Here is a 12,130-nt window from a genome sequence, read left to right on the forward strand (position 1 = left end):
ACCTCCCTAAGTATTACCTAGGGAGATGTTTTTTGTCTAATTTGCTACAATATTTACCAATTTACCAGGTACTGCAATCACTTTACGGATTGTTTTACCAGCAATATTTTCTTGAATGACTTCATTGTTTTTAGCAATTTCTTCTAGTTCTTCACGAGTAGCTTTCGCAGGAACATTGACTTTGGCACGAACTTTTCCGTTGATTTGTAGGACAATTTCAACTTCATCTTCTACCAAGGCTGCTTCATCAAATGTTGGCCATGTAACATAACTAATGCCTTCATCATTTCCTAGGATTGCCCATAGTTCTTCACCAATATGAGGTACGATTGGTGCTAACAATTGAACAAAACCTTCAACATATTCGTATGGCAATGCATCTGCTTTATACGCTTCATTAACAAAAACCATCATTTGAGAAATCGCCGTGTTAAAGTGTAGTTGCTCATAATCTTCTGTTACTTTTTTAACTGTTTGGTTATAAGCTTTTGTCAGTTTACCGTCATTCACAGTCGTAATACGATCACGCATTTTGCCGTTTTCATCAACAATCAAACGCCACACACGATCCAAGAATTTACGGCTTCCTTCCAAACCATTTTCACTCCAAGCAATGGATGCATCCAATGGTCCCATAAACATTTCATACAAACGTAGAGTATCTGCTCCATATTGTTCAACAACATCATCTGGATTGACAACATTCCCACGAGATTTAGACATCTTTTCATTATTTGAACCCAGGATCATCCCTTGGTTGTATAGTTTTTGGAAAGGTTCTTTTGTTGGAACCACACCGATATCATACAAGAATTTATGCCAGAAACGGGCGTACAATAGATGCAAGACCGCATGTTCAGCTCCACCAATATAGATATCCACTGGCAACCAACGTTCTAGTTTTTCATAGCTTGCCAATTCTGTTTTATTATGAGGATCGATAAAACGTAGGAAATACCATGAACTTCCTGCCCATTGTGGCATTGTATTCGTTTCACGACGGCCTTTTTTGCCTGTTTCAGGATCAACAACATTTACCCAATCATCAATATTTGCCAGTGGAGATTCTCCTGTACCACTTGGACGAATATCCTCTGTTTTTGGTAAACGCAATGGCAATTCTGATTCTGGAACAGTCGTTGTTGTGCCATCTTCCCAATGAATAACTGGAATTGGTTCACCCCAGTAACGTTGACGAGAAAACAACCAATCACGTAGGCGATAACTAATTTCTTTTTTCCCAACCGCTTTTTCTTCCAACCACGCAACAATTTTTTCGATTGCGTCTTCTTTATTCAATCCATCCAGGAAATCAGAATTGATGTGTAGTCCGTCTTCGGTAAAGGCCGCTTCTTCGACATTGCTACCTTCAAGAACTGGAATAATTTCCAAATCAAAGGTTTTTGCAAATTCATAATCACGTTCATCATGGGCTGGAACTGCCATAATTGCTCCTGTACCGTAAGTTGCTAGTACATAGTCGGCAATCCAAATTGGAATTTCTTTACCATTGACTGGATTAATAGCATAAGCTCCTGTAAAGACGCCTGTTTTTTCTTTCGACAAATCCGTACGATTTAGGTCTGATTTTTTCGAAGCTTCATCGACATAAGCCTCAACTGCTGCACGTTGTTCATCAGTTGTAATTGCTTGAACCAAATCTAATTCTGGAGCCAAGACAGCATAAGTTGCACCAAACAAGGTATCTGGACGTGTCGTAAAGACTGTAAAATCTTTATCTGATTCTGCCACTTTAAAGGTCACGTTAGCCCCAACTGAGCGACCAATCCAATTACGTTGCATATCTTTAATGCTTTCTGGCCAATCTAGCTCTTCCAAGTCGTCAATCAAACGATCCGCATAAGCGGTGATTTTTAGCATCCATTGACGCATTGGACGGCGAATAACATCATAGCCCCCACGTTCACTCTTGCCATCAATCACTTCTTCATTCGCAATAACTGTGCCTAATTCTGGTACCCAGTTTACTGGAACTTCTGCTTCATAAGCCAAGCCATGCTCATATAGCTTAGTAAAAATCCATTGCGTCCATTTGTAATATTCTGGATCAGTTGTATTAATTTCACGATTCCAATCATAACTGAAGCCCAATGAATTGATTTGACGGCGGAAGGTTTCAATATTTTTTTTCGTAAATTCAGCAGGATCATTTCCTGTGTCTAGGGCATATTGCTCCGCTGGTAATCCAAAGGCATCCCAACCCATTGGATGCAATACATTATAGCCCTGGCTACGTTTGAAACGAGCTAAAATATCCGTTGCCGTATAACCTTCAGGATGACCTACATGTAGCCCTTGCCCTGATGGATATGGAAACATATCTAATGCGTAAAATTTTGGTTTTCCTTCTTTATCAAGTGTATTGAAGGCATTTGTTTTGGCCCAATTTTTTTGCCATTTCTTTTCAACTTCTTTGTGATTATAATTCACCACTGACTCCCCCTAATTGCAATAGTATAAAATTAAAAAGCCCTATAAGAAGCACAAAAAAGCCTCTTATAGGACGTAATTACGTGGTACCACCTATCTTCACTGGAATATCCAGCCTCAAACGTTTTAACGGTCGTCACCGTATTTTCTCTACTATTCGTTCAAGAAAACAATCACTCAAAGGCGAGTTCAAAAGGTCTTTTGCACATTTCCACCACCCATGTGCTCTCTGTAAAAAGATCGCTATTTACTATTCCTTCTCAAGCGTGAGATTATCATTGAATACATACTATCAAAAATAAGTAGTGAATTCAATTTATTTATTTAGATTGCGAAAATTCATCTAAATATTGCTTTAAATTCGTTAAAAAAGCCGTCCCGATGGCTGAAATTTTACGTTTTTTCTTTTTAATCATCACCATCTTATTCTCAGGAGAGTCCACCAGTGGAATTAATACAATTCCTTGGTTTTGAGGATTTTCCACTAGTCCTGAACCAGATCCATAGGCATTGGTTCGTTGTAAGATTCCCGTCAGTGTTGCACGATCACTCGTATGAATGACTTGGGAAATCCCTGGGAAATCAATTAAGTCCTCCGCAAAGTAAGTATAATTATTGGTTTCTTGCGTAAAACGAACTTGAGCAAAATCATGTAAGTCATCCAAATGAATTTCTTTTTTTGTTGCCAATGGATGCTGAACCCCCATAAAAATATGCGTGCGAAAAGTTGTTAATTCTTCATACTCTAACTCTCCGTTTTCTAGTAAGCGGCTTAAACCAGCTTGGTTGGATTCATTAAAGAGCAAAATGCCAATTTCACTACGGTATTGCTCAACATCTTTGATAACATTCAATGTTGTACTTTCAAAAATACGAAAGTCCTCATACTCGGGGAAATCATGAATCATTTGACTCATAATAATCGCTAAGAAATCATAGTGTTGACTAGAAATCGAAAAATGTTTTTCATTGGAATCATTGGCTAAATAACGATTCTCTAAGAGCTCTACTTGTGCCAGTATGGGTTGAGTATACTGGAAGAAGTCCATCCCCTCAGAAGTTAAAGAGGCTCCTTGTCTCGTCCGCTCAAAAAGTTGGACATCCAACTCTTTTTCCAATTCCTTAATCGCATGAGACAAGCTCGGTTGAGAAATATATAACTTTTTAGCTGCTTCTCTAAAACTCCCATTATTGGCAATCGCTGCTACATAACGCATTTGTTGGATATTCAATTTCTCTTCCCCCTGCTTCATTGATTTTAACTAATATAGTACGGTGTGAATCAAGGAAGGTCAATGTTTTTATGAATTTAATAAAAAATCCAAACAATATAGCGTCCGAAAACTACTATATCGTTTGGATATGTTTAAACTACCATTCACTATTTTACTCTTAAATTTTGACCAACATAAATCGTATCTGATTTCAAATTATTCCATGATTTCAATTGATTGATTGTTGTTCCATTACTTTCAGCCAGTGACCAAAGACTATCTCCACTTTTTACACTATATCTTCCATTCGAGTTACTATTTGTTGAAGTAGAATTAGAAGCTTGTGGTGTAGAAGGAGTCGATGTTCCTTGTTTCACCACTAATTTTTGCCCTGGGAAAATCAAATCACCACTTATATTATTCCAGTTGCGTAGTTGAGTTAACGTGATTCCATGTCTTGAAGCAATTGTTGATAAGAAATCGCCAGACTTCACTGTATACGTTTGGGAACTTGTATTATTGTTCGTATTTGTATTCGTATTATTGTTAGTATTTGTCGGTGTTGATGGTGTGCTTGGTGTCGTGCTACCACTGGCACTACCTTGTTTCACCACTAATTTTTGGCCTGGGAAAATCAAATCACCACTTATATTATTCCAGTTGCGTAGTTGAGTTAACGTGATTCCATGTCTTGAAGCAATTGTTGATAAGAAATCGCCAGACTTCACTGTATACGTTTGGGAACTTGTATTATTGTTCGTATTTGTATTCGTATTATTGTTAGTATTTGTCGGTGTTGATGGTGTACTTGGTGTCGTACTACCACTGCTACTACCTTGTTTTACCACTAATTTTTGCCCTGGGAAAATCAAATCGCCACTTATATTATTCCAGTTACGCAGTTGAGTTAACGTGATTCCATGTCTTGAAGCAATTGTTGATAAGAAATCGCCAGACTTCACTGTATACGTTTGGGAACTTGTATTATTGTTGGTATTTGTATTTGTATTCGTATTATTGTTAGTATTTGTCGGTGTTGATGGTGTGCTTGGTGTCGTGCTACCACTGGCACTACCTTGTTTCACCACTAATTTTTGGCCTGGATAAATTAAATCACCAGAAATGCTATTCCAACTTCTCAACTGACTTAACGTAATTCCATGTCTTGAGGCAATCGCTGACAAAGTATCCCCAGAACTTACTGTATAAGTAGTACCATTTGTTGGTGTAGACGGTGTATTCGTACCAGAATTTCCTGAACTACCTGATCCACCTGTACCAGTATTGGTCATCCCACCCGGTACACCTGAAGCTGGAGAATCAAAACGAGTTAAATTATACTGAGAAATCACTCGATTCAAAGTAGTATTGTAATTTGGATCTGTAGCATAACGTCCTGTTAACCAAGCAGTTGCATCTTGATAAGAATTTGTATTACTTTTCCATGCACCCGCATAATAATAAACACCAGATTGGAAAGAAACAGTTTTAATCGTTCGTGCATTATCTTGGAAAGATTCTAGGAAAGAAGGATACTTTCTAAATGGTTCTTTCATCGTAACAAATTGACCATTAAGATACTCTTGAGTATTCATATACACACTTTCGCCGTTATAACTTCCTTTAATTCCAAATAAGTTATGGTATGGAGCTCTAGATAATAAGCTTTGTCCCCACGCACTTTCAATAATAGCTTGAGCAATCATTACAGATGCATATAAATCATTGGCATCAGCAATCGGTTTGGCATGAACCGCCATATCTTCAATAAACGCAGCTGGGCTTGGCGCAGAAAAAGCAGTTAGTGTTGCTGTAACTGGTGCAGCAACAACCTCCACGAGCGCATCTTCGGCTGTTTCTTCTTCAACTACTGAAGATTCCACAACTGTTTCAACAGTCTCCTCTACCGGTGCTTCCGCTTGATCTTCTACACTCTCTTCAATAATTTCTTTTGCAGTATCTATGTTTTCGGATGATTCAACTGGGACTTCACTAGTAACGATTTCTAATTCAACGGTGGATTCCTCTGTATCAGCAGGAGTAACAATTTCTGTATCAATTTCATCTGCATGAATTTGTACTAATGGTAATAAGGGCGTAACAACAGAAGAAGCAGTAACAGTTAAACTTAAAACTGTGGCACTTTTTTTCATATTCTTCTGAAATTCTGTTTGTTCAGCAAGCTTTCTTCGCTCTTTTCTTGATAAATTCTCTCCCATTATTAAACCTCCGATATTTATATAATAATGATGAACTTAGTATACATGGTTCTGTGATTGAATTAAAGATTTACAACAACAATTTCATAATTGTAAAGTGTCTGTAATATGCTTTTCTTTTTACTCTTTCTTGAACATAAAAAAAAGGCACGCAATTTACTTATAATTTTTCCAGAACCCGCACACTTAGTCGTCTGTGGTATAATAATCGGATGAAAAATAAATGTTTAAAGGAGCTGCTATGAAAAATAAAACTCACTTTTACTTATCTGGAATCATCGCTTTAACTGTCTTTGCTTTTTTTAGCTATCTCGTTAGGTTCTCTACAGATCGGCTATCTTCCATCGATCAATCATTAACTGATGCCATTCGATATTTCTATCCCATTGGAACTTCTTTTTTCCTAGGAGTAACTAAATTTGGCAATCCTGCAGTCGTCATTATTATCTTTCTGATTATTCTGCCTCTACTCATTTACAAAAAATATTCGATTGAAGCCATCTGGTTTGGTGCTGGCGTAGTTGGTATTGCTGGAATTTTAAATTTTTTGATTAAATTGATATTTATGCGTGAACGACCAACTTTAGAACATTTGGTTACTGAACATAGTTATAGTTTCCCTAGTGGACACTCGACTGGTAGTATGGTCCTTTACGGAACCCTGATTTTTTTACTTCCAATTTTTATCCAAAATAAAACCTTATTACGCAGTTTACAGTTCTTTTTGGGTCTTTTTATTTTGTCAATTGGTGTTAGTCGAATCTTCATTGGTGTCCATTTTCCAAGTGATGTTCTAGGAGGTTTTTCTTTAGGTCTTGCTTGGTTACTACTGACCTATCCTATCTATAAAAATGCTAAAGACAAACATATAATAAAGGAGTAAGCCCTGTGAATTCTTTTCTTTATTCAGATGATAAAAATAAACGTTACCATTCTTGGAATTACGCCTTACGAAACGAATTTGGTGGAAAAATATTCAAAGTCGTAATTGATGGTGGTTTTGATTGCCCAAATCGTGATGGAACAGTGGCTCATGGCGGTTGTACCTTCTGCAGTGTTTCTGGTTCAGGAGATATGATTATTGCTCCTGAAGATCCACTTCCGGTGCAATTTCACAAAGAAATTAATCGTATGCATAAAAAATGGCCTCAAGTGGACCAATATATTGTTTATTTCCAAAATTTTACTAATACCCACGCACCGTTAAAAGATATCAAAGAACGTTTTGAACAAGTGATTAATTTACCTGGAGTCGTTGGCCTATCAATCGGTACTCGTCCTGATTGCTTACCTGATGACGTAATAGACTATTTAGCCGAACTAAATGAACGCCTTTACCTTTGGGTAGAATTAGGTCTACAATCTACTTTTGAAGAAACCAGTCATTTAATCAATCGTGCCCACGACTATCAAACATATCTTGATGGTGTGGAAAAATTACGCAAGCATAATATCCGTGTCTGCACTCATTTAATCAATGGTTTACCTGGGGAAACGGATGAAATGATGTTAGAAAATGTCCGACGAACGATTTTAGATAGTGATATCCAAGGAATAAAATTACATTTACTTCACTTGATGCGCAATACACGTATGCTCCGTGATTATCACGAAGGACGTTTGCAATTATTGTCTCGTGAGCGTTATGTCAATTTAATTTGCGACCAGCTAGAAATGATCCCTCAAGAAATCGTGATTCACCGTTTAACAGGGGATGCTCCAAGAGATACCTTAGTTGGTCCAATGTGGAGTTTGAAAAAATGGGAAACATTAAATGCCATTGATGCTGAAATGTTACACCGAGGTTCTTACCAAGGTAAAAATGACATACGAAAGGCAGGTAACATTCATGTTACAAACAGCCTTACATTTTAGCCACACACTTTTAAAAGAATGTATCCAACCGGGTAATCATGTAGTAGATGCAACGATGGGCAATGGGAATGACACCTTATTATTAGCTGAATTAGTTGGAAAAACAGGTAAAGCATTTGCTTTTGACGTTCAAGAACAAGCAGTCACTACCACTACAGAACGATTAAAAGAGCAAAAATTGCTAGAAAGAGTTCGCGTCATTCATGATGGGCATCAAAACCTAGGTGATTACCTAGAGACTACCGAGGAAATCCAAGCGGCTGTTTTTAACTTGGGTTATTTACCAAAAAGTAACAAACAAGTGATCACTTTACCTGAAACAACAAAACAAGCCTTGGATATTTTACTAAAACATCTTGCCCGCCGAGGTCGGATTATTATCGTTGCTTATTATGGACATGAGGGTGGATCTGAAGAATTGTCCACTATCCGTGACTATTGTGAAGCTCTACCACAAAAAGAATTCAATGTTTTAAACTATCAATTCATCAATCAACAGAATCAACCACCCATTTTATTTTGTATTGAGCGGAAGTAGTTAGTTTTATAGTAAAAAAGACAAAAGTAACGAGTACTAATGTCTTTTTTGCTATTTTTTTGAATAATCTTTGACTTTAGAAATTGAATAGAGTTAAAAAACATCTACTACGATTTTTACGCTTCCTTTGTCTGAAGCAGGTATCTATTTTGATTTAATCAATAATCATATTTTTCATCGAAGAAAGCAACAATATCTTTATATTTGTGAAGATCATATTTTTTTCTATAAAATTGTATTGGTATTGTGACTATTACAGCAAGAATCAATATAAAAATTGGAATCAAAAACCAAAACCCATCAAAATATGTATACACAGGATACGCCAGTAATGCACCTACAAATACTAATATAAATCTTAAAAAGTTTAGGCGATTTAATACTTCTCTATCTTTATTTTTAGCTCTTTTCTTTGCTTTTTCATCAGCATCCAAACTCTCTCTCATAATTTCAACATCCTCCTTTATCAAAACTTCTATAGAGACATTAAACAAATTGCTTAATATAGTAATTTGTTTAATACTTGGATATGTTTTGCCATTTTCCCAACTTGAAATAGTTTGCCTAGAAGTATCTAACTTTTCAGCTAAGTCTTCTTGGGACAAACCACTTTCCATTCGGCAAGTTTTAATTTTTTCTCCTATAAACATTTTTAATCCCCTCCAATCTCTACGTTCAAGATAGCCAAAATACTTTAAGAAGTCTATCAAATTTTCTTTACATCGTATAAAAATGAGCCATCTCAACATTTGAGTTGGCTCATTTTTTCAATTTATTGTGCTTCATTCAACCGTTTAAGTAAATATTGATACCATTCGGCTTTCATTCCATAGGCTTCATTTGGATGCTCAGCATAATAGTTTTCGGCAAACTCTGTCCATTCAGACGCAGGAGCGAATGACAATACTGTCCGCCAATAAGAAAGACACTTTTGTACTTCGGGATGCTCCAATGGCAAGTCCTTTTCATAACACATTTCTAATCTTTCAAAAAAATTCTGTGCTTGTTGCAAATCAAAATTTGTCGAGACAGTTTCTATTTCAGTCAGGACTTCATCCGAGAAATCACTTTCACCCAAAATAGTGATTAATTCAGGAGTGACTTCTTTTCCTTCCTCCAAATAATCCGCAATTTTCGTTAACTTCATTAAACGATGGTGGATTTCCATTAATTCCGTTTCAGTTCTTTGTTTCTCTTTTAAAATAAAATCTGCTAAAGACGTTCCTTCATTCAAAACATTTTGAATATCTTTTAGAGACATACCAATTCTTTTTAGCGAAGCAATCATAAATACTTTCGAAAAAGAAGCATCATCATATAATCGATGACCTTGTTTGGTAATTTTAGCAGGCTTCAATAAGTCAATTTCATCATAATATTGCAGTGTTCTAACACTAAGTCCAACTAAATTGCCAAAATTTTTTATTTTTACGTAATTAGTCATTTACTTCGATCCTTTTTTGCCAAATTTGTTCACCAAACTTCGTGGAATTTTCTTGCCACCATTTAAATGTGTGTTTATCTAGATCTTTCATACGATTCAATAACTGATCCACAGCTTCTTGCTCTGTAAAGGGTAATTCTTGTAAAAGGGTCCCTTTCGATTTAGAAGAAATCACATAATGACTATTCAATTGCTCACTTTGTTTAGAAAAAAATGTCAACATTTCCGCAGGTTTATTACTAGTAATTGGCACTGTTCCAGTATGCAAACCTATCGACCAATCACCTACAGTCACGGATAATAAGCCTTGATTCAAGTTCCATTCTTCCATAGATTGTCCGTTTTTTGGATAACTCAAGGAAACTTCTTGATTTTTCAGTTCACAAAAAATAGTTTTTCCTTTACCAAAATGGAACAACATGCTGACTTTTGTATAAAAATCATTGACTGCTGCAAACAATACTACTACAGTTACTAATTCTTCTAAGAAATTACGCATTGTTGGTGTTCCGGCAAAGTCTGCCAGTAATTTTTCATTGATTTTAGAAGTATCGGCTACAACCATTCGAAAATCTTTTTCTTGGGATAATAATTTTAAACAATTCATTTTCTTCACCTCATATTTACCATACTCTATCACGTAACGTGAGGTGCAAGAAAATTTATTCTATTACTTCAAATTCCACTGTCGCTAAGTGAAAGATCTCAGTCAGAACTTGATTGACTTTTTCAAATAATTTTTCATTATTTCCAAATTTTTCTGATGTTTGAATCATCTTGTCTATTGTTTGATAATGAAGAACACCGTAATCTTCTTTAACTTCTACTTGCTTATGCTCTTTTTCGAAAATTACATACTCATCCATAAAATCCATCACTAACTTCTGACGGTAACCCTTTTTTAAAGCAATCGCCATTACTAATGAAGAAACATTTAAATCCTCCAGTGGCGTGTTCATTCCATCTATTTCCAATGTATAAGAGGTTGTTGCCACTGTAGGACAAGCATTACAACCACCATTTATTAAATCCGTGGAACTACTAATTACTGCTTTCATTCCAATCCCCCTATCTTGATTAACATTTCACATGCATCTTCATTTTAACTTTTTTCTTCCCTTCCATGCAACCTTAAACAATCACCTAGGTAATTACCTACTTGATAAAGTTTATCGAGCAAGCTATCATTGAGATTAGCTATAGGAAAGGAATTTTTCCAAATGAAACTATTAATAACAGGTTTTGATCCCTTTGGAGGAGAAACAATCAACCCTGCATGGGAAGCCATCAAGAATTTACCTAATCAAATAGATAAAGCCACCATAATCAAACTTGAAATCCCTACTGTTTTTCATCAATCTGCCGAGGTAGTCAAAAAGGCTATTCTCAAGCACCAACCCGATATTGTTTTAAATATCGGACAAGCAGGTGGACGTCATTGTGTGACACCTGAACGATTGGCTATCAATATCGATGATGCACGCATTCCAGATAACATTGGCAATCAACCAATTGATCAGAAAATCCAGCCAACAGGTGATGCTGCCTACTTTAGTCAACTGCCAGTCAAAGCCATGGTACAGAAAATCAAAGAAGCTGGCTTACCTAGTAGTTTGTCCAACTCAGCTGGAACTTTTGTCTGCAATCACATTATGTATCAAGTTCAATATTTAATTGCAACGGAATTTCCAGCACTAAAGGGTGGTTTTATCCACGTTCCTTTCATCCCCGCACAAATAGTTGATAAACCTCAATACCCTTCGATGAGTCTTGAAGATATCACACAATCTTTACTTGCTGCGATTAAAGCGATTATTGCATTCGATCAACAAGCAGATTTAAAAACAGTTGAGGGGACAACGCATTAAGAATTGTACTACCTAAAAACATCCAAACGAGAGAGACTAGAGTATCATTTCAGCTCGTTTGGATGTTTTTATGATTCTTCTTACTGGAAATATCCCCTTTTCACTTCATCTTTTCAAAATCCTCTTTTTCAACGAAAAATTTTACTTCGCCAGTTTCCATATTCACATTCGCTTTTACTTCTACTCCTTTAGAAGTCCACAAGCTTTTACCTGTGTCTAATCTCAATGGGGTAATTTTATTATTATACGTCATCATTTTAAATGTTTTTGTTGTCATCACTTTATCCTCCTTCAATAATTCGTCTATGCTACAACCAAAAAGCACACTTAATTTCAACATATTTGATACATCTGGAATGGTTCGATTACTCTCCCAATTGGAAATCGTTGGTCGGCTAACACCTAATTTTTCTGCCAGATATTCCTGACTCCATTCCAAATGTTTTCGCTGATTTTGAATCTGCTTACCTAACTCCATTGACTTCCTACTCTGCTTTTATCATAAAAATACTTTTTGAATG

12 protein-coding genes and 1 other annotated feature are annotated in these 12,130 nt (G+C 36.2%); of the genes, 4 read left to right on the forward strand and 8 right to left on the reverse strand.

What is annotated here, in order from left to right:
- Positions 1-36: 36 nt before the first annotated feature.
- The 3 genes from leuS to AC4BBX_RS07890 form a co-directional block, all read right to left on the reverse strand.
- Complete coding sequence (leuS, locus tag AC4BBX_RS07880) at positions 37-2,451, reverse strand: leucine--tRNA ligase (protein WP_490453338.1); 2,415 nt, start codon at positions 2,449-2,451, stop codon at positions 37-39.
- 66 nt (positions 2,452-2,517) lie between these two features.
- Positions 2,518-2,725 (reverse strand) — a binding site (T-box leader).
- A 46-nt stretch (positions 2,726-2,771) separates the two neighbouring features.
- Positions 2,772-3,683, reverse strand: a complete 912-nt coding sequence (locus tag AC4BBX_RS07885) for a LysR family transcriptional regulator (protein ID WP_490453339.1) — start codon at positions 3,681-3,683, stop codon at positions 2,772-2,774.
- A 149-nt stretch (positions 3,684-3,832) separates the two neighbouring features.
- The gene (locus AC4BBX_RS07890; protein ID WP_490453340.1) at positions 3,833-5,884 is read right to left on the reverse strand and encodes a LysM peptidoglycan-binding domain-containing protein; all 2,052 of its coding nucleotides are present in this window, start codon (positions 5,882-5,884) and stop codon (positions 3,833-3,835) included.
- A 241-nt stretch (positions 5,885-6,125) separates the two neighbouring features.
- Here AC4BBX_RS07890 and AC4BBX_RS07895 point away from each other — a divergent pair, with 241 nt between their 5' ends.
- Genes AC4BBX_RS07895 through mnmM form a run of 3 tightly spaced genes read left to right on the forward strand, consistent with a single transcriptional unit; the run spans position 6,126 to position 8,297 of the window.
- Positions 6,126-6,767, forward strand: coding sequence for a phosphatase PAP2 family protein (locus AC4BBX_RS07895; RefSeq protein WP_490455782.1), 642 nt, complete (start codon positions 6,126-6,128; stop codon positions 6,765-6,767).
- 5 nt (positions 6,768-6,772) lie between these two features.
- Positions 6,773-7,759 (forward strand): tRNA modification radical SAM protein MnmL/YtqA, encoded by a 987-nt coding sequence (gene mnmL, locus AC4BBX_RS07900; protein WP_490453341.1) that lies wholly within the window; start codon positions 6,773-6,775, stop codon positions 7,757-7,759.
- Positions 7,734-8,297 carry a tRNA 5-(aminomethyl)-2-thiouridylate-methyltransferase MnmM gene (gene mnmM / locus AC4BBX_RS07905; protein WP_490453342.1) on the forward strand — a complete coding sequence of 188 codons (564 nt, stop codon included), beginning with the start codon at positions 7,734-7,736 and terminating at the stop codon, positions 8,295-8,297. Before mnmL ends, mnmM begins: the two co-directional genes overlap by 26 nt.
- A gap of 158 nt (positions 8,298-8,455) precedes the next feature.
- Here the strand turns inward: mnmM and AC4BBX_RS07910 are convergent, their stop codons facing one another.
- The 4 genes from AC4BBX_RS07910 to AC4BBX_RS07925 all read right to left on the reverse strand — a co-directional run bounded on the left by AC4BBX_RS07910 (position 8,456) and on the right by AC4BBX_RS07925 (position 10,799).
- Positions 8,456-8,947 (reverse strand): helix-turn-helix domain-containing protein, encoded by a 492-nt coding sequence (locus tag AC4BBX_RS07910; protein ID WP_490453343.1) that lies wholly within the window; start codon positions 8,945-8,947, stop codon positions 8,456-8,458.
- A 122-nt stretch (positions 8,948-9,069) separates the two neighbouring features.
- Positions 9,070-9,741 (reverse strand): MerR family transcriptional regulator, encoded by a 672-nt coding sequence (locus tag AC4BBX_RS07915; protein ID WP_490453344.1) that lies wholly within the window; start codon positions 9,739-9,741, stop codon positions 9,070-9,072.
- A complete protein-coding gene (locus AC4BBX_RS07920) occupies positions 9,734-10,348 on the reverse strand; it encodes an Hsp33 family molecular chaperone HslO (protein ID WP_490453345.1) in 615 nt (204 codons plus the stop codon). The genes AC4BBX_RS07915 and AC4BBX_RS07920 overlap by 8 nt, the downstream gene beginning before the upstream one ends.
- Positions 10,349-10,403: 55 nt before the next feature.
- Positions 10,404-10,799: a DUF4809 family protein gene (locus AC4BBX_RS07925; RefSeq protein ID WP_490453346.1), complete on the reverse strand. Its 396-nt coding sequence runs from the start codon at positions 10,797-10,799 to the stop codon at positions 10,404-10,406.
- 162 nt (positions 10,800-10,961) lie between these two features.
- Here AC4BBX_RS07925 and pcp point away from each other — a divergent pair, with 162 nt between their 5' ends.
- Positions 10,962-11,609: a pyroglutamyl-peptidase I gene (pcp, locus tag AC4BBX_RS07930; RefSeq protein ID WP_490453347.1), complete on the forward strand. Its 648-nt coding sequence runs from the start codon at positions 10,962-10,964 to the stop codon at positions 11,607-11,609.
- A gap of 100 nt (positions 11,610-11,709) precedes the next feature.
- Here the strand turns inward: pcp and AC4BBX_RS07935 are convergent, their stop codons facing one another.
- Entirely contained in the window at positions 11,710-12,087 is a 378-nt protein-coding gene (locus AC4BBX_RS07935) for a helix-turn-helix domain-containing protein (protein WP_490453348.1), read from the reverse strand.
- Positions 12,088-12,130: the final 43 nt, after the last annotated feature.

The sequence above is a fragment of the Enterococcus sp. AMC1157 genome (assembly GCF_058216555.1).